This is a genomic window from Streptomyces sp. NPDC004732 (assembly GCF_040609235.1).
GTDB lineage: Bacteria > Actinomycetota > Actinomycetes > Streptomycetales > Streptomycetaceae > Streptomyces.
On sequence record NZ_JBEXJR010000004.1, the window covers coordinates 277,426 to 302,780 of the forward strand.

Sequence of the window (25,355 nt, forward strand, 5' to 3'; positions counted from 1 at the left end):
CAAGGCAGAACGATGGGGGCAGCAGGAACCGTACAAGTGCCATCCCGTACGAGGAGTCACCATGACCACTTTCGTCATCACCGTCCCCGGCACGTTTCTCACCGACATCACCGGCTCCACACGGTCGACCCTCGAACGGGCACTGGCCTCACAGCACACGGACGTGAGCGAGAGCGAAGGCCTTGACCTGCTCACCCTGCACGAGGACAACACTTTCTCGATCCGTCTGGAAGTCGAAGCACCTGACCGGTACGAGGCCGAACTGAACGCCACAAGGCTCCTCACCGCTGCCCTGAGGGAGGCGGGCATCAAAGAAGCCGACGCCCCGCTCGGCCCTCCTGCCGTCACCGGGATCGACAGCGACCTCTGACCCGCCCTGATACGGCCCTGGTGGGGCCCTTCTTACGGGTGTCGGTGTCCGGCGGACGTGAGGGAGGTCGCCACCTCGCGTACCAGACGCTTGGTCCCCGATTCGTTGTCGCCCGCGCTGACCCCGACGACGTAGCGGCCGGACACCACGGTCGCGTGGGCGACCGGGCTCTGTTCGAGGCCCGTTCTGTACGTGTAGAGGTGGACGCCGGGCCGGGGCGTTGTGATCCCGGCGGTCACGCACCTGGTCTCCAGCGGGGGATCGCAGCCCCAGGGCAGGGCGTTCGACACGTAGGTCCTGGCGGCCTTCGCGTCGGGCGCCACCCAGCGCACGGTGACGGTGAAGATGTCGCCGTCGGAGCCGGAGGCGGATTCCGCGGCGAAACGGCAGACGCTCGGGTGCGGAAGCTTGGTGCCGAGGATGGTGCGGCTCTTCTTCACCGGCAGCTTGATGTAGTCCTTGCCGAGCCGCGCCAGAAGACTCGCGTCGACCATGCGACAGGCGTCGGGCCAGTCCGACCGATCAACTCCCGCCAACGCAGCAGGGGTTGCCGCATCCATGTCGCGGTGAACGGGCCGCAGGGCCGTGTAGCGCGTACCTTCGCGCTCGTCGCTGCGGACGATGAACAGGTCACCGCTCACTCCCGCGGGCGCCCCGGCCACCGGCCAGGGAACGGTCGCAGTGCGCTTGCCCTCGAGGTCCGTCAGGCGGCTCGCACCCGGCCCTTGGAGGCGGGCGTCTCCGACGGACCACCGGAGGTCGCCCACGTACGCTCCGGCGGTGAACACCTCGCCTACGACGGCCTCACTCGTCACGTGGCTGGTGTTTTCCGAGGCCTTCTGGCGCAGCTTCCACCGGGTCCGCCCGGTGTCCGTCCGTACCGCGCGCAGGACGTTGCCCGCCGTGACGTACAGCGTCCCGTCCGTCTCTCCGCCCAGCGCAAGGAAGTACGCCGGGTCAGACTGCTGCCGCAGGAGCTGCGCGCCCGACTCCGTGAAGACCCGGACCCTGTCGTCGAGGGTCACGCCGATCGCATGGCGGTCCACGACGAGCCTGGCGATCTGCCGCATGCGGCCCAGCTTCTTCTTCCATACCAGGTGACCGTTCTCCGCGTTCAGCACCTGGAGTTCCGCGACCTGGCCCGGGCAGTGGCGCAGCAGGACGACGCGATTCGCCGTCGCGCCCACCAGGGGCGCGGAGGGCACCTCGCCGGGGCGAGTGTTGTCGCAGGCGGTGTACGTCGGCATCCGTTCCCGCCACCGGGCCGCGCCGGTGCGCGGAGCCAGGCCCGCCAACCAGTTGTCGGCCGCCTGGAGGACGGGGCCCGAGTCCGGCAGCGCGGCCGCGTTCCGCAGCCAGGTGTAGTCCCGGGCCTGCCCCTTGATCGGACTCGTCGTACGCCGCCACAGCTTCCGCCCGGTCTCGGGGTCGAACATGGATAGGGAGCCGGTTTTGGTCCCCCACTCCGTGGTCAGCAGCCCGCCGCCCGAGAACCCGATCGGCGTGAACTCATCTGCAGAGCTGTGTAGTTGGGAGAGCGGGCGGCCGTCGCGCGTATCCACGAGGCTCACCTTGTTGCCCTGCGGGACGGCCAGCAGCCGGTCGTTGAGCGGTGCTGCCAGGTCCGCGACGTCCAGAGCCCTCCCCTCGCTCCGGAACGTCCACGCCACTTCCAGTGCGTTGGGACGTTCGAGCGGTTTCGGTGACGTACTTCCGTCGCCGATCAGCAGCGCCAGCAGGCTGAGGGTGAGCAGGATTCCACCCCCGGTGTACCAGGCGTAGCGGGCGTGCTTCCTCGTCGGTTTCCGTGCTGGTCTCCGCATCGGTCAACACCCCTCTCGCTGTGCCGCGGGCAGCCACGAGCACGGCTGCGGCTTCTCGACCCGGCGGTAGCCGCCGTCGGCGGATCCCCGATAGACGACCCCGTACCGCTTGGCGTAGCCGGTCACCGCGTACCGCCCGCCGCTTGGGGCGCGCGCCGGAAGCGTGTGCTGTTTCCCGTCCTGTACGTACCGGATCATGAGCCCGAAGGCGCGCGAGCTCTCCTCGGCCCGGAAGATCGCCGACAGGTTGACCTGCTCGCCCGGTCGCAGCGTGATGACCTTGTCCTTGAAGTAGCGCTGTGTGGCGTTCTCACCGGTGCGGAAGACGGGTTCCGGGTCGTCCATGTCCGCGTACAGCTGGATCTTGGGCTCACCACCGGCACCCGGCTCGCACAACAGCGTGCCGGAGAGCGGCATTTGGGGTTTGGGTGACTTCGGTCTGATGTCGATCGAGGTGATGGTCAGCGAACGCGCGCCGCCTTCGAAGGTGATGCCGACGGTCAGTTCACCGGCTCGCGCTCCGTCGTTGCGCCGGATCACCGCGTTCACGTCACCGCCGGAGACGAGCTCCGCCCGGTCCTGCGGCGCGGACACCTTGTCCGGCAGGGCCGTGCAGCCCTCCTCGTTCTCCTGCCTGGCGGTCACGGTGAACGGAGCGGCGTCACCGTCACTGTCGCCAGACGCCGCACTCGGCTCGGATTCACCGCCCAACCCGACCAGTTGGAGGGCGACTGCGGTGAGCACGGCGCCGACCACCGGAAGGCCGACACCGATCCAGAGACCTCTCCCGTGCCGCTTCCACCAGGGCTCCGCGGATTCCGGCCGCGTGGTGCGTGCGGTCCGCGCCGTGCGCGCTGTCCGGGTACGCAGGGTGGTCCGGTTTCTCATCTCTCCCCCTGAGTGATGAACCCATTCTGCCCACCAGGCGCATACGGCATACCACGTGCCGGGCCGCCGCCCCTCGGTCGCAGCGGGTGCGCCCGGTGCCGGGTGGGGGTGGCGGCGGGGGAGGAGCAGAGGTAGGGGGATGTGGCGAGGGGTGTGGTGCCGGGCGCCGCGGCGACAAGGCGCGGGTGGTGTTCAGCGACGGCTGCGGATGCATTCACCGTGGCGGGCGAGCTGTCCTTGTTCTGCGAAGAAGGCGGTCAAGCATGGCCGGCACGCGGGACCTGTCGCCGGGGCCGGCCGTGTGCGTCACCTCTACTTGGTGGTGTGGGTGGGGTAGACCTGCACGTCGGTGTAGGCGCCCTTGATGTCCCCGGTGCCCGCGGGCCAGTCCAGGGTCACGGTGTGGGTCTCGTTCGGGGGCGTCACCAGAATGTGGGTCGGCGAGGCGAGGCTCTCGCCGCTGCTGTCGATGTCGTAGGCGAGGTTGAACACCGCGGCGGCGCCGGGCTTGAGGGTGGTGACGCGCGGCTGGGCCTGGCCGCGCTCGATGGGGCTGGAGGTGTTGTCCTCGTCCTTGATGTCGACGCCCGCGAAGCCCGTGGCGGAGCAGGTGGTCGAACCCCGGTTGATCATCGTGATGTCGATGCGGCCGGTGCTCTCGTCCGGCGCGGCGTCCTGGGCGTCGATGGCCAGGTCCTCCGTCTTGCAGAACGTGCTCTTGGCGCCGCCCGAGGCTGCCTCGCCCTTGATGTCCTCGCCGGAACCCGACTGCTTGTTACCGGCTTCCGAGCTGCCCGAGCCCGAGGAAGAGGAGTTGGAGTTGGAGGACGACGAGCCCTTGGAAGACGAGTCAGTTCCGGAGTCGTCACCGCCACAGGCGGTAAGCGAGAGGGCGGCGGCGAGGCTGACGGCGGCGAGAGCGGTGAGGCGGGTCTTCTGCATGGTGTTCCCCCAGAAGGAGTGGCGGTGTGTGCGGTCGTAACTATTTGTAGTCCTCACCGAGTTACGGGCGCTCTCCCACGACGTCTTCGTTCCGTCACAGGCAGTGCCCTTACTGCCCGCACGCTGCCCCAACAGGCCATCAAGGCCTCCCCTTCGGGCATCTGCCTGGCTCGCGCACACCCCCCGAACCGTGTCTTGTGAGCGCACTGGCTCGCCACCGCGAACCGTTCCAGCTGCAACTTTGTCGGCGTCTCCCGGGTGCCTGAATCGCCGAGATGCACTCCTGCTCTCCGCAGTCGGTGCACGAACGGGAGCCAGGAGACGGAGACCTGGGCGCCAGCGCCAGTGGGTTCAGGCATATGTGGCGGTCGAAGAGTGGCTGCCGCCGCTCGCCGATGCCCGATGCCCGATGGCCTCATCTGTTAGGCCATCGTTTTCGGCGAACGTGGCGGCCAAGTGAATGACCCGCTTGGTCGTGCTTGCCAGGACGGTTACTGCCCTGAGGGCGGCGACTGGTACATCGTGTACATCGTTGGCCAGGCCGGTGAGCTGCTCGTCGATCTAATCCAGGAGCGTTGCCATCCCGGCAGGCAAGGGGACCATATGCGCGTCCACATCGGCGGTGTGCTGCTGCCAGGCCTGGAGCGCTCTCGGAACCCAGGTAGGGCGGATCGGGCTCGGTGTCGTCGTTCAGTACCGCGCCGATGTAGCCCTCATGGGTAGGCCCGAACTCCACACTGACCTGCGGTGCGAATGCCAGAGGCCTCCCTTCCACCTTCGGGAGGGACAAGCCCTTCCGCCGTGCCCGAGAGCCGCTTCAACGCAGTTGCTGCTGGCCCGACGAGGGTCCCGGAATGATCCGCACCATCGCTTTCGACGTAGGCCAGACCCTCGTCCGAGACGACCGGTACTGGGCATCATGGGCAGACTGGCTCCACACGCCACGACATACGCTGCGGCTCTGGCATCCCGGTGAGCCGGGAGGCCCTGGGCCATGCCCGTCGGCTGACCCGGCAGAAGGACCGGTTCCCGGACACCAAGCGCGCCTTGGCCGAGCTGCTGGAGCGTTGGGGAGCGGATCTGACGCGGGATCCCACCGAGCGCCGCATGGCGGTGCGGCTGTCCCAGGAGCGCTTGCGCATGGTCGGTGACGACGAGCGCCCCACGCGGCGGACGCCGTCGCCTCCCTTCCCGCCCTGCGGAGGGTGACTGCCGCCGACGGACCGGGGGCGCTTCAAGACGAGACGCACCCCTCGGACCTGCACCTCGTGGACGGCACAGCCGAGGCATCGGGCCTGGGATCAGCGCAGGACCAGCAGCGCCTGGGTGCGTCCGGTGTGCAGCTCCCACAGGTGCTCGGCCACCGCAGCGGGCTCATGGGTGAGGCCGTCGCCGATCGGTCCGACGATGGTCGCCTGCGCCGCATACACGCCGTAGTCGGCCAGGGTTTCGTTCACCAGGCGGACATAGGCGGATTCGGCGGCATAGGCGATCGCGGAGACCGCCCGGTCGCGGTGGGGCGCGACCGCGGCGCCGCCGGTGGTGAACAGCAAGGTGCCCCGCCCGCGCTCGCGCATGCCGGGCGCCACCGCCTGCACGGTGGCCGCAGCGCCCGCCACACTCAGCGCCACCGCGCTCTGGATGTCGGCGGGACCGGTGGCAAGGGTCGGCTTGATCCAGTCGAGGCTGGGCCGCGGACTGAACAGCACGACGTCGGCCGCCCCCACCTGACGCTCGACCTCGCGCAGCGCGGTCCGGAGGGCCGATGTGTCGGTGATGTCCGCGCTCGCGGTGGCGGCGGTGATGCCGTCGCCCCGCAGATCGGCGGCGAGGGCGGACAGGGTGCCGGGGGCGCGGGCGATCAGGCCGACGCGATGGCCCTCGCGGCCGAACCGCCGGGCGGCGGCCGCGCCGAGTCCGGGCCCGGCGCCGACGGCGATGAAAGAACCCTTCTCGCTCACGGTCACTCCTTGAAGTCGGCGCTGACCGTCAGCGCCTCGGTGGCATCGATCTCGCGGGCGAGCCGCCGCAGACGCGACCGGGCACCGCTCAGAGCGTCGGAACCCACCAGCAGGCGCAGCGGCGGCTCCTTGGCATCGACGGCGGCCGCTATCGCCGCGGCCGCCCGGGCGGGATCGCCGGGCTGCCTGCCGGAGATGCTCAGGGTCGAGGCGCGGCGCGCGCCCGCGGTCTGCTCGTAGTCCTCCAGACGCAGCCCGGACTGTCGCATGGACGAACCGGCCCACCGGGTACGCAGTCCGCCCGGTTCGGCAAGGGTCACGGCGATGCCGAGCGGAGCCAGTTCGGCGGCGAGGGACTCCGACAGGCCCTCCAGGGCGAACTTGGTCGCGTGGTAGTAGCCCGTGGCCGGGAAGGCGGCCAGGCCGCCGAAGGAGGAGACGTTGACGATGTGCCCCGCGCGGCGGGCCCGCATCGCGGGCAGTACCGCCTTCAGCACCGTGACCACGCCGTGCACGTTCGTGTCGAACAGCGCGCGGACGGCGTCGTCCTCGCCTTCTTCGACAGCGGCGAGATAGCCGTGGCCGGCGTTGTTCACCACCACGTCGATGCGACCGAAACGCTCCTCGGCGCGGGCCACGGCGGCCTGCACCGACGCGGGCTCGGTGACGTCGAGTTCCAGGGCGAGGGCCCGGTCACCGTAGCGGCCGGTGAGGCCGGTGACCGTGGTGGTGTCGCGGGCGGTGACAGCTACGTCGTCGCCCCGCTCAAGGGCGTGTGCCGCCAGTGCACGTCCCAGGCCGCTGGAGCAGCCGGTGATGAGCCAGGTCTTTGCGGATGCGGTGTCGTTGCGGTTGAACATGGCCCCATCCGAACAGGCCCGACGCCCCGGAGCCACACCCTCTTGGGGGAGGCTCTCGCAGGGCCTGCCCGGCCGCAACGTGCGCACCGGTAGGGTCGATCAGGTGCCGAGTGATGTGGAAAACGAACTGGGGTCCTTCCTTCGCAGTCGGCGCGAGAAGGCCGATCCCGCGCGGGCCGGTGTCGTCACGCACACCCGCCGCCGGGTGAAGGGCCTGCGCCGTGAGGAACTGGCCCTGCTCGCGGGCGTGAGCCCCTCGTACTACGCGCGCTTGGAGCAGGGGCGCGACCGCAACCCGTCCAGCGAGATCCTCGGAGCACTGGCTGCCGTGCTGGGGCTCGACGACGCCGAGCGTGCCTATCTGTGGTCGCTGGCCTCACCAGCTCCCCCTACGACTGAGGGCCACGCACCCGCCGCCGACGCGGTACGCCCCGGAGTGGCGCACCTGCTGCGACGCTGGAGCGATCTGCCGGCCCTCGTGACCAGCCCCCGCCGCGACGTCCTGGCCACCACCACGCTCGCACCCCGCATGAACCCCGCGTGGGCCCCCGGCCGGAACCTGGTCGAGTTCACGTTCCTCGACGAGCGGGCCCGCCAGGTGTATCCCCAGTGGCAGGACATCAGCCTCCAAGCGGTAGCCGGCCTGCGCGCCACCGCCGCCGCACGACGAGGCCAACTCGACGACTTCGTGGCCACGATGCGCAAGCGCAGTGAAACGTTCCGGGCCCTGTGGGACTCGCACGACGTCTATGAGCGGGTCCAGGGCGCGAAGCGGCTACGCGTCGCCGGTGCGGGCGAGCTGCGCCTGGAGTATGAGACGTTCGCCCTGACCGGCTCGGAAGGCCACGTCCTGTACGTCTACTACGGGCGGCCGGGCAGTGAGGACGAGGAGAAGATCCGCCGGCTCGCCGCCGAGTGTGCGACATCCCGTGATTTCCCCTGAGTCCGGCTGAGGGCCTGGTCCCGTGGCCAGGGGAGGTACGTGGTACGCGGTGCGCGCGTCGCCGGTCCTCGCGGCCGCTACGTCCGGGCGGCGCCCGCCCTTGCTTCCCATGACCTCGGCGGCGTGCGGCCCGTCGTAGACCAGGTTCAAGTGGTCGGACGATCGACGGTTTGAGTAACCGGCGATCGTCGTCTATGTCGCGGCGGCAAATGAGGTGTGGTGCTCCGCCGAGCGGCGAGGGGGCTCTGGCGGCCAGGTGAGCTGGAGGGTGCAGCCCGGGAGGTCCGTCTGCACGTCGAGCAGGGTGGCGGGGTCGTGTCAGCTCCCCTTTCTGCCGCGAGTCACAGCGGCCTGACACGTGCGCGGCCTTCTACCGCCTCGCCATAGGAGCTATCCGATGCCACCCGCGCATCTTCATGTGGAAGACAGAGAACCACCCACCCCACAGGAGGCGCCCATAGGCACGCTCACCAACGGCAGGACCACCATCCCCTACGACACTGCGCTGGCGCGCTGGATCATGCCTGTCACCGAGTACCGCGACTCCGACGGCCTCACCAGACTCCGCGACACCCACCATCATGTCCACGGGGCGGCTGGGTTCGGGAACGGCGCTCGGGACCCGCCGACGGAGCGCTGCGGCCCCCCGTGTCCACCCCGGCTGGTGATGCTTGTCTGCGCACCTTGCCCGGGAACACCACGAACGCCTGGGCAGCCGAGTTGCACTTGACGTACCAGCCTGTCGGTGCGAGGCAGGCGACCTTCCGCTCGGTGAGGTGTTCTGCGTTGCACCTCTCTGGTGCAATTCAGGAGTGTCCACTGATGAGGTGGTCCAGGTGTCGTGGCGGCCACGCCGATCCACGCAATCTGCTTGACCTGCAGCGGGATGCCGCTCAACTCGTTCTGATGCTCAGGCTTTCGGCGATCAGCGCACCCTCGGGCACCTGGTCCTCCTCGATCTCGGTGTGGCGAGGGTTGCGGGGTGAAGGTTGCTCCGGTGGCTGCAGTTCGGGCCACTTCGAACCGGAGGAGTGGAGCCGCCTCGAACCGTTGACGCCATGGAGTGAACCTTCGGTGTTAGCGTCGCTGTATGGACGAGGAGCGTGTGGAGTTCAGGGCTGGCCGGGACGACTATGGACTAGTGCGCTGGGCACCCGGCCTGGTCCAGGAGCGTGAGCAACGTGATGATGGGCTCTGGCTCAAGATCTTGCCCATGTACTCCGCATCCGAGGAAGACGCTCAGTGGATGCGGCAGGACGATGTCCGCGGGGCTGCCAATCCTGCGTGATCCAGCCCGGAGCCGGCAGTTTCTGACAAGACGTAGCCGTGGGCGACGTCGCGGCGTTCATCTTTGCTGACCGATCCAGCGGGGATGGTCCGAAAATGGCTGCCGCCATGCGGGAAGACCTTGAGTCGCCCCACCGCGCATGCGGGGATGTTCTCCATGTGCCCGGTCCGCTGGCTTCGGTGGGTGGCCGAGGCGATGACCCAGAACCGGATGGGCTGAACCGCGGCGGTAGGTCACATGTCCGTAGTTGGCCCGAGGGCGCCCAACCAGACGTCGAAGACGAAACGCGTGTCGTCGGGGCCGCCCGACAACCACCACGTGCTCACTGTGGCGACGTCGTCAGTGACCTCTTCGATCGTGCACTGGATGCTGGTCGGGCATGGGTAGGGCGAGGTCGACACGAGGTCTCCCTCGAAGTAAGCGGTCTTGCCGACCAGCTGGTGGGGGCGGTCGTAGGCGTCGGCGAACTCCACCAGGACCAGGCCTGGTTGCGGCTCGTCGGAGAGCCAGCAGACAGCGGTGGCGGGCAGTTCACAACCATCGCCCTTGCCCAGACTTTGCTCCATAGCCGACTCCATAGACGAACAGTACTCATTGGGAATCGCATGGTGCTATAAGGGCTGGAATCAGAATGAGGTCCCTGGGCCTCGGGAATGACGGCGCATCAGTTGTCGTTGATACGGCCTGGAGGGGGTGGTCGCGACCGAGACGCATGGTGGGCGTAAGCCATGGGTGGTTGACGATGGACTGTGGGAGCACATCGAGCCGCTGTTGCCGACGATTGAACGGCGCTTCCGGTACCCGGGGGGTCGTCGACTCGATGACCGGCGAGTTCTGTGCGGCATCCTCTTCGTGCTCTACACCGGCATCCCCTGGCGCTACCTCCCGCAGGAACTCGGCTTCGGCTCCGGGATGACCTGTTGGAGGCGGCTGCGGGAGTGGAACGAGGCCGGGGTCTGGCAGCGCCTGCACGAGATGCTGCTGGCCGAACTGCGGGCGGCCGGCGTACTGGATCTGTCCCGGGCGTCGGTCGACTCGAGCCATCTGCGGGCGATGAAAGGTGGTGCGGCCACCGGCCCGTCCCCGGTGGACCGGGGTAAGACTGGCAGCAAGCACCGCGTAATTGTCGAGGCCCACGGCATCCCGTTGGCCGCCAAGCTGACCGGCGGCAACCGCAACGACGTGACCCAACTGGTCCCACTGATCGGCGCTGTCCCGCCGATTCGAGGCAAACGGGGCCAACCGTTGCGCCGCCCGAAGCACCTCTACGCCGACCGCGGCTACGACCAGGAGAGCTACCGCGACCAGGTCCGACGGTTCCACATCACCCCGCACATCGCTCGACGCGGCACCGAACACGGCTCCGGACTCGGAGTACACCGCTGGGCCGTGGAAGGCGCCATCGCACTACTGCACTGGTTCCGCCGCCTACGCATCCGCTGGGAGACCCGCGACGACATCCACCAGGCCTTCATCACACTCGGTTGTGCCGTCATCTGCTGGCGACGGCTGAAAACCCCGCTCTGATTCCAGGCCAACATAAGGGGGAATGCCATGTCGCGGACTCGTAGCGCAAGGAGGCGGAATGCTCGCTAACTCGTCGGTGCTGGCAGCCGGAAGGCGTCATTCGGTCGGACGGCGCTGGGATGGAACTGTTCGCGCCGTGGGCAGTACCGCAGCCGCTGAATGTCGTGTCGAGCGATGGGAAGACGTCGTCGCGGTGGCAGCCGGCAACGTCCATACCGCGACGAACACGGGCAGGTCTCATACGGTGGGACTCCGGTCGGACGGCACGATGCTGGCAACGGGGTGGAATGGCGATGGGCAATGTGATGTCGCCGGATGGCGAGGCGTCACGGCCGTGGCCGCGGGCTGGCGCCGCACGCTCGGGCTACTCACGGATGGCCGCGTGCTGGCAGTTGGCCGAAGTTCAGAAGGACAGTGCGACGTGCAGTCCTGGCGCGAGATGGTTGTCCTCTCGTGTGGTGACTGGCACTCGGTCGGCGTTCGGGCGGACGGGTCAGCACTGGCCGCGGGGAACAGCCGACGAGGGCAGTGTGCCGTTGAGGGGTGGCGCGACCTGGCCTCCATTTCGGCCGGGTATCTCCATACCGTCGGTCTCAGAGCAGACGGGCAGGCAGTAGCGACCGGAGAGCGGGCAACCGGGGCGTGCGCGGTCGGCGAGTGGGAAAATATCGTGGCACTCGACGCGGGCAGCTTCCACACCGTCGGAGTTACAGCATCCGGGCGGGTCCTCGCAGTGGGAGACAACAGCTACGGACAGTGCGAAGTCGGCGATTGGCGCGACATTGTCGCCGTAGCGGCCGGTTCAACGCACACCCTTGGCCTGCGTTCCAACGGCACGGTCGTGACCGCTGGGAACAATGCCGACGGGCAGTGCGAAGCCGATGCCTGGTCAGGAGTCCGGCTGCCGTAGGCCCCGGGCCGCGACGACGAGAACTGACTTACCGTAACCGCGGACTCCAGAGACCTCATTCTGATTCCAGTCTTAAGCTGGCGGATCCGAACCTGACGCCTGCGGAGGCAGCGTGGCTGCGGTGGGAAATCGTGCGGCAGACAGGCCCGCTGGATGATCACTGCCGCGCCGCGCGGGTCAACGGCCGGGCAAGGCGTCGGCATGCTGGATCCGTGCCGTGGGGTGCGCCGCATCGTGCGACAGGGGTGTCGTCGTGTGGCGGGTTAGGCCTCCTTATCGGCCGCACCGCGGCAGCGCGTCGCACGGATTCAGGGACGTGCGATCTGAGCCGTACAGCCCGGCTACGGAACGAGGGGGGACCCGATCGGGTCCCCCCTCGTTCCGTAGCCGGGCTGCGCTGAACCGGCTCATCAATCCTTGTGGTCGACCCACCACTTGCTGCACTTGGTGGGCCCGTTCGTCGGGTTGATGCAGGTACGCACGGCGTAGGCCCGGGCGGAGTTTCTCTGCACTGTCACAGCGTCCGTGAACATGTGGTCGTTGACGTTCGCCTCGTACCAGCCCGCGGTGTTCTCACAGGAGCGGACGGCACCCATGTCATAGACCGCGGACTTCGTCGGATGCCATCCGTTAGTGTCGGGCCCCGACATCTTGAAGGTCTTTTTGCTGCGCTGCACGTAGACCCTGTCTCCTTGCGCGATGTCGTAGGCGTAGGAGTAGGCGCGGTCGTCGGGCTCCTTCTCGGTGTAGAGGCGGGCGGTGCGGCCCGTGCTCGTGACTGTCTTGGTTATGGCGAAGTAGCCGATGATGGCGTTGTCGTCGCAGTGCTTGATCTTGCTGTACTTCGGCGCGGACGCCTCGGCGGCCGCATCCTTTCCTGGGGCCGCCTGAGCAGCTGAGGGCATTGCCGTGGCAGTGAGTCCGCCCACGACGAGCGCCAGTGACGTGATCCCGACTCGAGCCTTGCGGTGTTTCATCATGGAGTCTCCCCGTTGTCCTGCGATCCGAGCCGCCCTCTCCCATTGAGGCGTTGCTTGAGCCACGGTGCGGAGCCGCTCGCAGTCATGCTTGCCGCCGACGTACGCCGACACCAGGTGTTTCGGCTCTGCCCGAAACACGGTGCGTAGTCGCCGAGTCAGTGCTGCGCCAGGCAGGGCCTCACCGCAGACGGCCCCGGCGCTCTGGCCCTGTCCGTACGCGCCTTTGGGCTGCTGCGGCAGTGCGCCTGCCGTGCCCGACCGCGGCACCCGCGGCCCGTTGTCCTGGGACCGTGGCCGTGGGCCTGATCGTGGCCGGGCCCCGTCCGCGCGGTCGCGCCGCCCGGTCGTGCGTCGTCCACCACGGAGAGCAGGACGTTTCCCTGCTGATGTTGATGGCCCAGTACCGGCACAAAAAGCCGGAGAGTGTCCGCCGCTCGCATCGGGACCGCTTTCGACATGACGAGCAACACGAGAGCGACGGCAGCCTCCGCTTTGCAGGACTGGCGGGTCGATGTAGCGCATCGGTTCCTCCCACCGGCTGCGCCAGCCCGAAGCCTGCGCCCACATGTCCACCGCTCGGGTGATGCACCGCGTGGCCTGGTGACCGTTCAGGCCGGTGAAGCGGAAGTGGGTCTCGGACAGATGCACGTAAGGCGGCAGTGAGGATCTCTGACTCGCCGGGCGCCATGAGGTCCAGGACCATCGGCCGATTGCCTGCCCGGGCACTGACAAGGTCCCTCGTCGAGCTGACGACCAGCGCGGAAACCGCTCGCAGGCAGCGGAGTGGAGCAAGCTGCGGTTAGCGGCACGCCTCCGAACTCGCTGACGTGACAGGGGTGTCCCTGCCTTGTGTCAGCCAGCGGCTCGCCGTGCTGCGGGAGGACGGACAGATCGCATCCTCACGAGAGGGGAAACGCGCTCTGTCCGGCGCAACAGGCATGGAACCGCGGCACCTTGGTGGATGCTGACCCACCATCCATCGCCGGGGCCCGTAGGCAGGCCCAAGCGAACGACGTTTTGGCTGGAGCCAAAACCACACGCGCTGCGCCCAGCGATCGACCATGCTGCAGAAGACACAGCAACGGAACAATCGGGGGCAAGCATGCGAAAGCGAATCTTGGCGGTGGCTGGGGCGATTGCATCCGTCGTCACTCTGTGGGGCAGCTCAGCAGCGCAAGCTCACTCGATGACGTACCCGTGGAACCCCGGCTGCGGGGCCGGGTGGTCACAGTGCGGGTACTCGCAAGTCAGCAGCGATCACCGGACGGTGACGGCATGTGATACCTACGCGGACGGGACGGGGTTTTGGACCCACTACGTTCGCTCCGACGGAGCTGCGGGCTATATCAAGGACGGAAACGGCTCCAAGGACGGCTGCGGGTCCGGGACCACTCCCTCTGGTACGTACATCGACCGGTTCCGGCCCTGTCGGAACATGTCGTACGGCCTCGTTTGTCTCGAAGACTGGATGTACGTGTCCTAGCAGGCCGTACTCCACTCGATAGGCGGTTCTGTGCAGATGCAGGTCCGGGAACGCAGTCGGCACACCGCCGAGGTTTCCGGTCTGAGGGCTGACCTGGGGTGGATCCACCGGAACTGGTGGACCGGGCGGTGGCAGTCTGCGGGTGGCTGAGCGAGGCCTACCGTTCCCGGCAGGCCGGGGCAGGCCGTGTGAAGGAGTGCCACACTCCTCGGGCCTATCGGTGTGCGCGGGATGAGGGCCGTGACGTCTTGGAATGCGAGATCTGTCGGCCGGGCTACGGGCTCATGAAGGCGGAGGAGTCCGAGGCCTTGAGGCCGCGAACGGTGCGGCGCGCAAGAACGGCGGTCGCACACAGCAGCCCAAGCCCCGCACCATCTGCCCGGCCCGGCGTGACGGGCGCGAGGCCGCGGTGGTGCCGGGCGGTGGGTCAGTCCTCGCCTTCTGGTCTCGGCGAGCACTGCGATGGAGGTGTTGCCGAGGACGGTACGTCGGTCGTTGGGTGTGGATCGCGACGCGTGGGGTGCGACTACTTGTCGGTGGCAGAACACCGTCCCTGGCCCGCCGGGTTCTCACCCCTTGCGCGACTCCATTCGGGTCACGATCAGGTTCGCCACGATCCCGAGCACGGTTGCGGCTGCCGCCGGAAGCCATGGGTTGGTGGCGTGCAACCCGGGAGTGAACGCCCGGGCGTGGTGGAACACATTGCCGCTGCCTCGCGCGACGCCTGCGCCGCAGCCGAGGAAAGGCTGTTGGGCATCATTGCGCGCCAACTCGCCGCAGGGCTCGACGCAACCGGATGAGTAGAGGCCAAGCTCGCCGCCGTGCAGCAGCTCTGCCACGCCTCACGGGCCGTTGTCGAGGAGTTGGGCAAGGCGACCTGCCCGACGTGTTCGATGCGGTAGCCGAGGCGTGCACCTCGCCGCGGTCGCCGCCCTAGTCGGCGAGCTGGTCCACGATCCACTCGCCCAGCTGCTGCGTCATCGACGTGTGCGGGGTGCTCGTCTCCGAGAGCAGGAAGGAGTGCAGGCCGCCCTTCTCCTCCGGCACCTTGCGGAGGTCGGCGAAGGGGTCGGCCTCCGGGGTCGCCAGGTCGAAGTCCAGGAGATCGACCGCGCTGCCCGAGGGCACGAAACAGGTGGCTTCGTGGTGCGCGGTCGCCGGAGCGCCGAGCAGCTGGAGGAGGCCCGCCACCAGACTGAAGTTGCCGAGGGTGAGGCGGGCGTCGCCTTCCTGGCGGGCGATCGCGTTGAGGATGCACTCGGTGGCGACCTTGGCGTTGTCGATGATCGACCTCGTGCGGTCCTCGTAGCCGAGGAGTACCAGGTCGTAGCCGCGCTCGTGCAGGGCGGAGATGAACTTGTAGTCCGGGGAGCCCGCACCCTCCAGGCCGTAGTAGAGCTCGTTGTACGAGCTGGGCAGGCTGGAGAACCCGTCGGAGAGGATCACGGGCCGCCGGATGTTGGAGCGGCCGGGGGCGCGGTAGACCCACGCGCTGCCGCCGTCACTGAGCTCCCAGGTCTCGTCGGGGCGCTTTGCTTCGGGGAATTCGACGCGGTTGTTCGGGTCGAGGTCGCCCCAGAAATTGGCCACAGGTGCCGACATGTGTCCCTCCGCACGATGAGTGATCCGCCGAAAGTGCCCGACGGCTCACTGAACGTAATCGGCGGCGTGTGCGGTAAGAAAGAATTCGCTCACCTTTGGCCGTAAAGCGGCGGTCCGGGGAAAAGTGATCCGGGCGAATTCCGGCCATGTATGCACCGATCACGGCATCGCACAGTCCCAACAGCCGGGACCACTCCAGGTCGGACAGGCCTAGGAACCGACGCTGCCACTTACGGACCGTGTCCGCAGCCACCCGCAGTTCCCGGGACACCGCAACAACCGGCGGCACCTCCGGCCCGGCACACGCCAGCACCGTCCGGGCCCGCCGTGCCAGCGACTGGGCGGACGATGCCCGCCGCGTCCACCGCTCCAGCACCGCCCGCTCGTCCTCGGCGAGCAGTAACGGCTCGAGCTTCGGGCCCGACGAGGAACTGACCCACAGCAGAAGTCACACAACAACTAACGAACCACTACTGGCGCAGGGCACTAGTCATGCTTCGATAGGCCTGTTCGCTGGCGATCGGTCTGTCCAACACCCACCTGCGGCACCTCGCTCGCCAGCTGGCTGTTCACCGTCGCGAGATCGGTTCCCGGTGGCGGCGCCTCGAGGCGATCGACCTTCTGGCCGCGGTCGCACCCACCTTGACCGAGGCGGTGAACACAGTTCGTACCAAGGCGTTCGCGATCCTGGACGGGACGCTGCTGCCGATCGACCGGATCGCAGCCGACCACCCCTACTACTCCGGGAAGCACAAACGTCGTGGCATGAATATCCGGGTCCTCACCGACCCGTTCGGGCGGCTGCTGTGGGCCTCGCCCGCGCTGCCCGGAGCCACGCACGACCTCACCGCCGCCCGCAGCCACGGCATCATCGACGCCCTGGCCGAGGCCGGGGTCAAGTGCTGGGCGGACAAGGCATACCAAGGTGCCGGCCGCCATGTCCGCGTTCCGTTCCGCGGCCGGCACCTCAAGCGGTGGAAGCGTCGCCACAACACCACCCACGCCAAGATCCGCTGCGTCGGCGAGCACGCCATGGCCGTCCTCACGGGGTGGCAACTGCTGCGGAAACTCCGCTGCAGCACCAACCGCATCACCGACATCGTGAAGGCCGTCCTCGTCCTCCACCACACCTCAGCGTGAAGTTGGAAAACCCTCACTGAAAGGAGCAGAGGGCGAGTAGCAGTCAGCTCTTGGGCGGTCGGGCAGGTCGGGCCCTTCGTAATCAGATGTACGAAGGGCCCGAGATGTCGTACCGTGGTCAGGCTTCTGCGTCGTAGTTGCGGCAGCAGCGGCCGGAATCCTGTTCCTTCTGTACCGATCGATCTTGAGGTGACTTCCTATTAACCAGGCCATGTAGTCGTCCGTGTTCCCCGCGTGCTGTTGCGTCGCACGTGTCCGGGGGCGGACGTCGCGCTGGCCTGAGTTGCGTCACCCTCCCCCTGTTTTCTGTCCTTCCCGGGTGCAGCTCTGCCGTCTGCCCCGGGTTTTGTGTTTTCCGGCCCCGGTGCGACTGTCGGCAGGGCTCCCCGATTCCTTTGGATCAGGAGTCTCCCGTCGTGTCTTTCTCCGCGCTCGGCAACGAGCCGCAGCACACCACCCCGCCCCCAACCCACACCACACCTGGCCTGTCGAAGATGGGCCTGGCTGCCTGGATCGCCCTCTTGGTGCTGCTGGGCGCCGAGCTGATGGACATGATCGACCAGTCGGTCGTCCTGACCGCCCTGCCCGCGATCCAGGAGTCGACCGGCGCCGGATCGGATGCGGTGCAGTGGCTGACCACCGGCTACTCGCTACCCGTCGCCGTCGGGCTGATCACCGGCGGGCGCCTCGGCGACCTCTACGGCAGGCGCAGGATCCTCCTGATTGGCACTGTCGTGTTCACCACCGCCTCGCTGCTGTGCGGCCTCTCTGCCAGGCCGGGCGTGCTGATCGGCGCTCGTGCCCTCCAGGGCGTGGGAGTGGCCATCATGATTCCGCAGATACTGGCCACCCTCCATGTCACCTTCGAGGGGCAGAACCGCAGCAAAGTGTTCGGTCTGTACGGGGCCGTCATGTCGCTCGCGAATGTCCTGGGCCCGGTGATGGGCGGTCTGCTGACCGAGGCGGACCTGTTCGGGCTGTCCTGGCGGCCGATCTTCCTGGTCAACGTGCCCGTCGGCCTTGCGGTGATCCTTCTGGGGCGTCGGTTCATCCCCGAGTCGACCGTGAAGAAGGCCGACCGGCTTGACCTGACCGGCATGCTGCTGTCCGCGCTGACCATCGTCCTGATCGTCTTCCCACTCGCCGAGGGGCACCTCCATCACTGGCCGCTGTGGTGCTTCGCCCTGCTCGCCGCGGGCCTCCTCCTACTCGGTGTCTTCCTGCGCCAACAGCAGCGCAAGCAGGGCAACGCACCCCTCGTGGCCCTGTCCCTCTTCCGGAGTCGGCAGTTCTCCGGCGGCATGGCCGCGCAGCTGATGCACGGCCTGCTGTGCGGGCTGTTCTTCATGACCTGGACCCTCTACCTCCAGCGCGGACTGGGCATGAGCCCCTTCCACGCGGCCCTGGCCTTTGTGCTGCTCTCCATCGGAGAGCTGGCCGGTGCGACGGTCACGGCGAAGAGCGGCGGGCGCTTCGCCCGCCGCCTGCCGCAGACCGGAGCCCTCATCACGCTCGCTGCGATGGCTGCCTACGGGCTCCAGGTCGAGGCAGGCCAGGCGGACCTGACCCTGCTGGCGATGACCGCTCCGGTGGTGCTGATCGGATTCGGCCTCGGCATGGTCGGCGGCCCGCTCGCCGACATGTCGCTGGCCAGGGCCCCGCACGAGGACGCCGGGTCGGCCTCGGGCCTGTTCAACACCGTCATGCACCTGGGCATCGCCCTCGGCACCGCGCTGACCGCCCTGGTGTTCTTCGCCACCACTGACAGCTCACCCGACGCCGGACTCAACCGCGACGCGTTCATCAACGTGCTGTGGTGGGTCGGCAGCCTCCTCGCCCTGATGTGGGCCCTCATGTTCTGCCTGCCCAAGCGGGCGAACAGCGCGACCGATTGCTGATCCACTTCGCGGCCCGCGCCTTACAAGGTCCCCGACAGCATCGGGGACCTTGTAAGGCGCCCGTGGCGGCCGCAGTCTGGTTCCCAGCTGTCCACCCACCACAACGGCAAACCCCTCACTGCCAGTCCCTGGGCGGGGCCACGCCGCTTCTACAAGATCCACGACAGAGCCCGGAAGGGCGGTGCCCGGTTGCCCGGGCACCGCCCCTGTTCAGTCAGCTCCGCCCCGTCAGGAGGTCGGCCCCTGGTCGTGTTACGGCTTGACGTTCACCCCCGCCCAGGCCGCGTCGACCGCCTTGACCTCGGCGGAGCCCGCACCGTAGAGGTCGGTGGCGGTCTTCAGGGTGCCCTCGCGGGCGCCGTGGTAGTCCGTGGTGGATGTGAAGTACGTGTTCAGCGCCTTGTACCAGATCTGGACGGCCTTGTCCCGGCCGATGCCGGTGACGGTGGAGCCGTCCTTGGTCGGGCTGTCGTAGTGGACGCCGTTGATGTCCTTCGCGCCATTGCCCTCGGACAGCAGGTAGAAGAAGTGGTTGGCGATACCAGAGGAGTAGTGCACGTCGAGGTTGCCGACGTTCGCGTCCCAGTAGTCCGCCGAACCGCGGCCGTCGCGGCTGGGCTTGTCCTGGTAGCGCAGCGGCTTGCCGTTGCCGAAGATGTCGATCTTCTCGCCGAGGAGGTAGTCGCCCTTGTCCGCGGCGTTGTTGGCGTTCCACTCCACGGCGGTGCCGAAGATGTCCGAGGTGGCCTCGTTCAGGCCGCCGGACTCGCCCGAGTACTGAAGGCCCGCGGTGGCGGAGGTGACGCCGTGGCTGAACTCGTGACCGGCCACGTCGAGCTGGGTGAGCGGGTGCTGGTCGTTGGCGCCGTCGCCGTAGGAGATGGAGAACGTGGAGTCGTCCCAGTAGGCGTTCTGGTAGGCGCGCCCGACGTGCACCTTGGAGACGGGCGCCTTGCCGTCGTCCTTGATGCCATTGCGGTGCAGGACGTTCTTGTAGAAGTCCCAGGTCTGGGCGGCGCCGTAGGCGGCGTCCACGGCGGCGGTCTGGTTGTTGGCGGCGGTGCCGTCGCCCCAGGTGTTGTCGGCGTCGGTGAACAGGGTGCCCTTGCCGCTGGTGCGGTGCTTGAGGTCGACGGTCTGCGAACCGCCGCGCACGCTGTCGGTCAGCTGGAAGCCGGTCGAGGCCTGGACGGTGTTGATGCCGACGGTGCCGCTGTACTGGCTGGCGCCGGTGCCGACCGCGGCAACCCCAGTGCCTCTGCTCTTGCCGGACTTGCCGCCCTTGCCGGTGACGCCGCCGGTCAGCGCGTTGTCAATGTCCTGGGACTCGAACAGCTTCTTTCCGGTAATGGCGTCGGTGACAACGTGCAGACGGCTGGGGGTGACGCCGTCGGCCTGGAGGCCGCCGACGATCGTCTCGTACGCGAGGACCGGGGTACCGTCGGCCGCCCAGATCACCTTGCGCGGGGCCTGGTCGGCGACGGCCTTGTCGGTCTTCGAGGCCTTGGCGGCCTTGAACGCGGCGGACTTGGCGGCGGTCGGGGCGAGCTTCGGGGTGAGCGAGGCGACCTTGATGGTGGCCTTGACCGCCTTGGTGACGGACGTGACCTTGCCGCTCGCGGCGCGGTGCACGACCAGGTCGCCACCGAGGACCGGAAGACCGGCGTAGGTGCGCTCGTAGCGGGTGTGGACGGTGCCGTCGGCGTCCTTGATGACGTCCTTGACGACCAGCTTTTCCTTGGCGCCGAGGCCGAGCGAGTGGGCGGTGCCGGTCAGCGAGGTGTCGGCGGAGGGCGCCGGAGCCGCGTCGGCGGAGCCGGTCGCGACGGTGACGCCGAACACCGCGGCGGCGACGGTGGCGGCGCTGGCGGTGAGGGCGAGCCGGCGCTGCCGACGGGATATGTCAGTGCGGGTGGACATGCGAAATCTCCAGTTGTCATGGGGAGTTGGACGGGGTCTCCGTCCACCGAAACAAGGAGGGCTGCCTTGTTGGCGGTGGACACTGTCACCCCGTCGCGGGCATGTCACGCGGCTTTTGTGCAGTTAATTAACCGATATCCGAATGATGCCGGTCCTGTTCACGTGATCGACAAAGGCAGTGCACAGGCAGTGCACAGGCGGAAACAAGAGCGCCCGCCACGCGCCCGGGGCCAGGCAGGCCAGGCCGTGCAGCAGCAGAAGCTCGGAAATGCCCTCCACGAGGATGGCCCGCGACGCGAACAGCAGAGCACTCTTCGTAGCATCGAGACAGTGGTCCAGAAGTCCCGTCACCTGGGTTTCAACGTCGCGGCCACGTCGGCGGTCGTGCGCTGGTTCAGCGAGTTGCGCCGACAGTGACTCGCGCGTGGCTCACATCCTCTTCGCACCTGCCCTGATGGCATCCCGGATGCGGTTGTACGTGCCGCAGCGGCAGATGTTGCGGATCTCGTCGAGGTCGCGGTCCTCGATCTCGCGGCCCTCGGCGGCGGCCTGACGGACCTTGGCGACGGCGGTCATGATCTGGCCGGGCTGGCAGTAGCCGCACTGCGCGACGTCGAGGTCGAGCCAGGCCTCCTGCATCGGATGGAGGTCCTTGCCGACGGTGGCGGGCAGCCCCTCGATCGTGGTGATCTCGTCGTCCGGTGCGACCTTGGAGACGGGGACCGAACACGGGTTGAAGGCCTTGCCGTTGATGTGCGACGTGCAGGCCTGACAGACGCCGAGACCGCAGCCGTACTTGGGTCCTGTGACGCCCAGCAGGTCGCGGAGCACCCAGAGGAGGCGTACGTCGTCCTCGGCCTCGACGGTGATCTGCTTGCCGTTGAGCTTGAAGGTGTGGCTTGCCATGGAGGGGATCAGGGCTCCTCAGAAGGCGCGGTCGAGACCGTCGGTGGGGGACTGGGGCGTGGAGGGCTCGCGGGGGAGCGGGTCGAAGCTGAGCGTGCCGTGGTTGATCGGGAAGCTCGTGGGCAGCGTGTCCGTCGCGCGCGCGTACGCACAGGCGATGGCGGCGAACGCGGGTGCCACGCCCAGTTCGCCCGCCCCCGCGGGCTTGTCGCCCGTACTGGGCATGACGACGACCCGCAGTTCCAGTGGGGTGTTCCACTGCCTTGTGTAGAAGTAGTTGTCCCAACTGCCTTCCAGCGGCAGGCCGTTCTCGATGTGCAGGCTGGAGGTGAGGGCCATGGCGAGCGCGTCGTTGAAGCCGCCCATCATCTGGGCCTCAAGGCCGCGGGGGTTGATGGCGAACCCCGCGTCGACGACGATCAGCGCCTTCGTGACGCGCGGCCCCGTCACCGCGTCGCGGATCTTCCTGTTGACGGTCTCGGGTCGGCAGTCGATCTCGACGAGCGTGGCGACCGCGCCCCGGTACTCCGCGTGCAGGCCGATGCCCTGCGCCATCCCGGCGGGCAGCTTCCTGCCCCATTCGCCCTCCTCGACCGCCCGGTCCAGGACGGCGCGCAGCCGCTCGTCCCTGACGAAGGTGCGGCGGAACTCCACCGGATCCTTGCCCATCTTCGCGGCGAGCTGATCGACGACCAGCTCGCGGGCACAGGCCACATTGGGGGAGTAGATGTTGCGCATGCTGCCCGTGTTGAACTTCAGCGGCACCTCGTTGAGGAGCTGGGTGGTGGCTCCGAAGTGGTACGGCGTGGACTGCGTCAGCTGGAAGATCGTCTCGGCGAACGTCAGATTGCCCGCGACGGGCAGCTTCGCCGCCGCCGACGTGATCATCTCGCCGAGGCCGTGCCCGAAGTCGGTCTGTGAACCGGTGTGCCGCTGCTCGTAGCTGAGCACGCTGCCGAGGGCGTACGTCGCGCGCACACGGGAGACGCACATCGGATGCGTGCGGCCCTGCCGGAAGTTGTCCGTGCGGGACCAGGACAGCTTGACCGGCTTGCCCATCTTCTGGGAGATCTCCGCGGCCTCGGCGGCCACGTCGTGGAAGAGGTGCCGCCCGAAGGACCCGCCGCCCTCCACCACGTGCACGGTGACCGCCTTCTGCGGCAGCCCCAGGCGGGCCGCGATGTCCTGCTGCGCCACGATCGGCACCTTGAGACTCGCCCAGATCTCGGCGCGGTCGGCGCGGACGTCGGCGATCGCGTTGTCCGGCTCCAGCGGGCTGTTGCTGGCGAACGCGAAGGTGAACTCGGCGTCGATCTTCTTGGTCAGCAGGGGCGGCACGATCATCGGCAGCGCGGCCGCCTTGATCTTGCGCAGGACGGTGCCGTCCGACTCCCCGTCCACAGTGCCCCGACCCCAGGTCACCTCCAGGGCCCGCAGCGCGTCGATGCACTGCCCGAACGTCGCGCCGCGCACGGCCACACCGTGCTCGACCGTGGCGACATCGGTGATGCCGGGCATGCGCAGGACGGCGTCGGCGTTGTGCACGGCCTGCACCGTGCCGTTGATGGTCGGCGGCCTGCGGACCATGGTCGGCTTGGCGTCGGGCACGTCGTGGTCCATGCCGAACTTCTTGCGTCCGGTGACGATCTCCAGCGCGTCGATGCGGTTGCGCGGCGTGCCGAGGACCGTGAAGTCGTCCCGGGACTTGAGGGGCGCGGACGCCGTACGGACCTGGGCGCTCGCGGCCTTCTCGGCGAGGGAGCCGTACGTGGCGCTGCGCGTCGACCCGTGCCTGATCACCCCGTCCTCCGTGGTGAGTGCGGAGGCCGCGACTCCCCACTGGGCGGCCGCGGTGGCGACGAGCCGGTGCCTGGCGACGGCCGCCGCGGTGCGGACCGGCAGATACATGCTGCGCATCGAGTTGGAGCCGCCGGTGAACTGGTTCATCAGCAGCTCGGGCCGCGCGTCGGCGAGGGCGACCCGCACCTTCTCAAGGGGCAGGTCCATCTCCTCGGCGATCATCATCGCGATGGCGGTGGTCATGCCCTGGCCGACCTCGGCGCGCGGGACCGCGAACGAGGCGGTGCCGTCCGTGTGCACCTGGATCGTGATCATTCCGGCGGTCGGGGCGGCCACCAGGTTCTGCAGATCGCCGAGGTCGAAGAGGTTCTCGGGCTGCGGAAGCGACGGTATGACCGCCTCCGTGACGCCCGCGGTACCGGTGGCGCCCGTGGTCCCGACGGCCTCTGCGGGCTGTCCGGCGAGCCCGTCGGCCCCCAGGCGCACGCCCACGGCGAGGGTCGGGGCGGCGAGGAGGTAGGCGAGCACTCTGCGTCGGTCCGGCAGATGGCTGGGGTCGGCCATGTGGGGTCGGATCCTTTCGTGGCGTGAGCGGGGTGGGGTGAGCGGGGCGAGGTGGTCGGGGTGAGGCAAGCGGAGTGACATGAATGAGCTGATGTGAACGAGCTGACGTGAACGAGGTGACAAGTGTGGCGTGCGGTACGTCCCGTGGCGGCCGGGTGGCCGGTAAAGACCCATGTCAGCCCGGCAGTGTCCGCCCGAGGCGCGCCAGCGGGGACAGCGCCATACACACAGGCGAAAGCGTCATGCCCGCGGCGGCCGCCAACAGCCCCGCGCGCAGCCCCAACTCATCGGCCAGGAAGCCACCGAGCAGCGAACCGAGCGGGGTCAGACCCATGCCGACGAAGTTGATCGTCGCGACGACCCGCCCCTGCAGCCCGACGGGCGTGACGGCCTGCCGCACAGCCATCACCGTCACGTTGACCAATTGGCTGAAAACACCGAAGACCAGGTTGATGCCCATGAGCAGACACACCGTCACGACGCCGGAGCCGTGCAGCGCGGGCACGCAGAGCAGCACGCCGTCGCCGAGCAGCGCGGAGGCCACAAGGACCCGGCCGTAACCGAACCGTCCGGGAAGCCGGGCGGCGAGCAGTGACCCCACGACCGCGCCCGGGCCGGTGGCGGCGAGCGCCAGCCCGACGGCGGCGCCCGACAGCTGCAGGCCGCGGGGAAGGTAGAGCAGGTACAAGGTCATGAGGGCCGCGAAGCAGAACTGGAACGTGGCGGAGGCGAGCCCCACGGCCCGCAACGCGGGGTGACCGGCAACAAGCCGCAGCCCTTCGAATATCTGCCGCCAGAGCCCCACGGGCCGCTTCCGCGATGCGGCGGTCGACGGGGTGGTCGACGAGTCAGCCGACGAGGCGGGCGATGCAGCGGGCGCAACGGCAGTCGACGCGGTCGGCGGCGCCTCATCCCGTCGGACGCGCCGGATCGACACCGCGGACACCGCGAAGAAGAACGCACTCGCGAGGGCGGCGACCGGTGCCGAGAGCAACGACACCAGCGCACCGCCGAGCGCGGGCCCGCCGATCTGCGCGGCGGACCTGCTGCCTTCCAGTGCGCTGTTGCCCCGCGCCAACTGATCGTGCGTCACCAGACGTACGAGACACGTCTGGTAGGCCACGTCGAAGAACACCCCGAGAACACCGAAGACGAACGCCACCACGAATAGCGCGGGCAGCCCCAGTACGCCCAGCGGATACGCGAGAGCGACGGCCGCCAGCGCAAGCACCCGCCCGAGATCGGACAGCACCATCACATCCCGGGCCCGCCGACGGTCCACCCACGCGCCGACGAACAGCGAGAACAGCAGGATCGGCGCCTGCTCCACCGCGCGCAGCGCACCGAGGCGGCCGGTGGATGCGTCGAGAGTGACGACGGCGATGAGCGGCAGGACGACCAGACCGGCCTGCGCCCCGAACTGGGATGCGGCCTGGCCGACCCAGAGCAGACGGAAGTCACGGTCGCGGAGCACGCTGCCGGAGGCAGGCGAAGGGGACGGCACAACAACCCCTGGAGAGAGCCGAGAAGCGAGAGAGGGCTCGCTGTGC

General features: G+C 68.4%; 20 protein-coding genes and 1 pseudogene. 8 read left to right on the forward strand and 13 right to left on the reverse strand.

The annotated features are described in order from the left end of the window. Positions 1–61 precede the first annotated feature (61 nt). On the forward strand, positions 62–370 hold the full coding sequence (locus ABZV77_RS13520) for a hypothetical protein (RefSeq protein WP_356254899.1): 309 nt from the start codon (positions 62–64) through the stop codon (positions 368–370). Positions 371–402: 32 nt separating this feature from the next. Here ABZV77_RS13520 and ABZV77_RS13525 read toward each other — a convergent pair whose 3' ends face one another. The 3 genes from ABZV77_RS13525 to ABZV77_RS13535 all read right to left on the reverse strand — a co-directional run bounded on the left by ABZV77_RS13525 (position 403) and on the right by ABZV77_RS13535 (position 4,023). Next, positions 403–2,193 (reverse strand): PQQ-binding-like beta-propeller repeat protein, encoded by a 1,791-nt coding sequence (locus ABZV77_RS13525; protein WP_356254902.1) that lies wholly within the window; start codon positions 2,191–2,193, stop codon positions 403–405. 3 nt (positions 2,194–2,196) lie between these two features. After that, complete coding sequence (locus tag ABZV77_RS13530) at positions 2,197–3,081, reverse strand: hypothetical protein (RefSeq protein WP_356254905.1); 885 nt, start codon at positions 3,079–3,081, stop codon at positions 2,197–2,199. A gap of 312 nt (positions 3,082–3,393) precedes the next feature. Next, a complete protein-coding gene (locus tag ABZV77_RS13535) occupies positions 3,394–4,023 on the reverse strand; it encodes a DUF4232 domain-containing protein (RefSeq protein ID WP_356254908.1) in 630 nt (209 codons plus the stop codon). An 854-nt stretch (positions 4,024–4,877) separates the two neighbouring features. On the opposite strand from ABZV77_RS13535, the pseudogene ABZV77_RS13540 reads away from it, so the two are divergent. Together ABZV77_RS13540 and ABZV77_RS13545 are read left to right on the forward strand one after the other, a co-directional pair. Next, a pseudogene (locus ABZV77_RS13540) lies at positions 4,878–4,979 on the forward strand (HAD family hydrolase); the annotation flags it as partial. 16 nt (positions 4,980–4,995) lie between these two features. Beyond that, a complete protein-coding gene (locus ABZV77_RS13545) occupies positions 4,996–5,232 on the forward strand; it encodes a hypothetical protein (protein WP_356256092.1) in 237 nt (78 codons plus the stop codon). A gap of 92 nt (positions 5,233–5,324) precedes the next feature. On the opposite strand, the gene ABZV77_RS13550 is transcribed toward ABZV77_RS13545, so the two are convergent. Together ABZV77_RS13550 and ABZV77_RS13555 are read right to left on the reverse strand one after the other, a co-directional pair. Next, a complete protein-coding gene (locus ABZV77_RS13550; protein WP_356254910.1) occupies positions 5,325–5,984 on the reverse strand; it encodes an SDR family NAD(P)-dependent oxidoreductase in 660 nt (219 codons plus the stop codon). A 2-nt stretch (positions 5,985–5,986) separates the two neighbouring features. Then, complete coding sequence (locus tag ABZV77_RS13555) at positions 5,987–6,844, reverse strand: oxidoreductase (RefSeq protein WP_356254913.1); 858 nt, start codon at positions 6,842–6,844, stop codon at positions 5,987–5,989. A 115-nt stretch (positions 6,845–6,959) separates the two neighbouring features. Between ABZV77_RS13555 and ABZV77_RS13560 the strand changes: the two genes are divergently transcribed. Then, positions 6,960–7,787, forward strand: coding sequence for a helix-turn-helix transcriptional regulator (locus tag ABZV77_RS13560; RefSeq protein WP_356254916.1), 828 nt, complete (start codon positions 6,960–6,962; stop codon positions 7,785–7,787). Between the two features lie 1,521 nt (positions 7,788–9,308). On the opposite strand, the gene ABZV77_RS13565 is transcribed toward ABZV77_RS13560, so the two are convergent. Beyond that, entirely contained in the window at positions 9,309–9,641 is a 333-nt protein-coding gene (locus ABZV77_RS13565; protein WP_356254919.1) for a hypothetical protein, read from the reverse strand. A gap of 166 nt (positions 9,642–9,807) precedes the next feature. Between ABZV77_RS13565 and ABZV77_RS13570 the strand changes: the two genes are divergently transcribed. After that, on the forward strand, positions 9,808–10,602 hold the full coding sequence (locus ABZV77_RS13570) for an IS5 family transposase (protein ID WP_356256029.1): 795 nt from the start codon (positions 9,808–9,810) through the stop codon (positions 10,600–10,602). Positions 10,603–10,660: 58 nt separating this feature from the next. Next, positions 10,661–11,512 carry a chromosome condensation regulator gene (locus ABZV77_RS13575; protein WP_356254922.1) on the forward strand — a complete coding sequence of 284 codons (852 nt, stop codon included), beginning with the start codon at positions 10,661–10,663 and terminating at the stop codon, positions 11,510–11,512. Between the two features lie 410 nt (positions 11,513–11,922). Here the strand turns inward: ABZV77_RS13575 and ABZV77_RS13580 are convergent, their stop codons facing one another. The 3 genes from ABZV77_RS13580 to ABZV77_RS13590 form a co-directional block, all read right to left on the reverse strand. Then, positions 11,923–12,492 carry a hypothetical protein gene (locus ABZV77_RS13580; RefSeq protein ID WP_356254925.1) on the reverse strand — a complete coding sequence of 190 codons (570 nt, stop codon included), beginning with the start codon at positions 12,490–12,492 and terminating at the stop codon, positions 11,923–11,925. 2,052 nt (positions 12,493–14,544) lie between these two features. Beyond that, positions 14,545–14,814: a hypothetical protein gene (locus tag ABZV77_RS13585; protein WP_356254928.1), complete on the reverse strand. Its 270-nt coding sequence runs from the start codon at positions 14,812–14,814 to the stop codon at positions 14,545–14,547. Positions 14,815–14,908: 94 nt separating this feature from the next. Then, positions 14,909–15,577: a hypothetical protein gene (locus ABZV77_RS13590; protein ID WP_356254931.1), complete on the reverse strand. Its 669-nt coding sequence runs from the start codon at positions 15,575–15,577 to the stop codon at positions 14,909–14,911. A 513-nt stretch (positions 15,578–16,090) separates the two neighbouring features. Here ABZV77_RS13590 and ABZV77_RS13595 point away from each other — a divergent pair. Both ABZV77_RS13595 and ABZV77_RS13600 read left to right on the forward strand, forming a co-directional pair. Continuing rightward, positions 16,091–16,717: a transposase family protein gene (locus ABZV77_RS13595; RefSeq protein WP_356256032.1), complete on the forward strand. Its 627-nt coding sequence runs from the start codon at positions 16,091–16,093 to the stop codon at positions 16,715–16,717. Between the two features lie 416 nt (positions 16,718–17,133). Continuing rightward, positions 17,134–18,615, forward strand: coding sequence for an MFS transporter (locus tag ABZV77_RS13600; RefSeq protein ID WP_356254934.1), 1,482 nt, complete (start codon positions 17,134–17,136; stop codon positions 18,613–18,615). Positions 18,616–18,867: 252 nt separating this feature from the next. Here ABZV77_RS13600 and ABZV77_RS13605 read toward each other — a convergent pair whose 3' ends face one another. From ABZV77_RS13605 to ABZV77_RS13620, 4 genes are all read right to left on the reverse strand, one after another. Next, on the reverse strand, positions 18,868–20,535 hold the full coding sequence (locus ABZV77_RS13605) for a M4 family metallopeptidase (RefSeq protein ID WP_356254937.1): 1,668 nt from the start codon (positions 20,533–20,535) through the stop codon (positions 18,868–18,870). Positions 20,536–20,964: 429 nt separating this feature from the next. After that, positions 20,965–21,441: a (2Fe-2S)-binding protein gene (locus tag ABZV77_RS13610; protein ID WP_356254940.1), complete on the reverse strand. Its 477-nt coding sequence runs from the start codon at positions 21,439–21,441 to the stop codon at positions 20,965–20,967. Between the two features lie 18 nt (positions 21,442–21,459). Beyond that, a complete protein-coding gene (locus tag ABZV77_RS13615; protein ID WP_356254943.1) occupies positions 21,460–23,805 on the reverse strand; it encodes a molybdopterin cofactor-binding domain-containing protein in 2,346 nt (781 codons plus the stop codon). Between the two features lie 175 nt (positions 23,806–23,980). Beyond that, entirely contained in the window at positions 23,981–25,309 is a 1,329-nt protein-coding gene (locus ABZV77_RS13620; protein WP_356254946.1) for an MFS transporter, read from the reverse strand. Positions 25,310–25,355: the final 46 nt, after the last annotated feature.

Coding starts and splice junctions, on each gene's coding strand:
- ABZV77_RS13520 (WP_356254899.1), top strand. CDS start 62: ATGACCACTTTCGTCATCACCGTCCCCGGCACGTTTCTCACCGACATC.
- ABZV77_RS13525 (WP_356254902.1), bottom strand. CDS start 2,193: ATGCGGAGACCAGCACGGAAACCGACGAGGAAGCACGCCCGCTACGCC.
- ABZV77_RS13530 (WP_356254905.1), bottom strand. CDS start 3,081: ATGAGAAACCGGACCACCCTGCGTACCCGGACAGCGCGCACGGCGCGG.
- ABZV77_RS13535 (WP_356254908.1), bottom strand. CDS start 4,023: ATGCAGAAGACCCGCCTCACCGCTCTCGCCGCCGTCAGCCTCGCCGCC.
- ABZV77_RS13555 (WP_356254913.1), bottom strand. CDS start 6,844: ATGTTCAACCGCAACGACACCGCATCCGCAAAGACCTGGCTCATCACC.
- ABZV77_RS13565 (WP_356254919.1), bottom strand. CDS start 9,641: ATGGAGCAAAGTCTGGGCAAGGGCGATGGTTGTGAACTGCCCGCCACC.
- ABZV77_RS13575 (WP_356254922.1), top strand. CDS start 10,661: ATGCTCGCTAACTCGTCGGTGCTGGCAGCCGGAAGGCGTCATTCGGTC.
- ABZV77_RS13580 (WP_356254925.1), bottom strand. CDS start 12,492: ATGATGAAACACCGCAAGGCTCGAGTCGGGATCACGTCACTGGCGCTC.
- ABZV77_RS13590 (WP_356254931.1), bottom strand. CDS start 15,577: ATGTCGGCACCTGTGGCCAATTTCTGGGGCGACCTCGACCCGAACAAC.
- ABZV77_RS13605 (WP_356254937.1), bottom strand. CDS start 20,535: ATGTCCACCCGCACTGACATATCCCGTCGGCAGCGCCGGCTCGCCCTC.
- ABZV77_RS13610 (WP_356254940.1), bottom strand. CDS start 21,441: ATGGCAAGCCACACCTTCAAGCTCAACGGCAAGCAGATCACCGTCGAG.
- ABZV77_RS13615 (WP_356254943.1), bottom strand. CDS start 23,805: ATGGCCGACCCCAGCCATCTGCCGGACCGACGCAGAGTGCTCGCCTAC.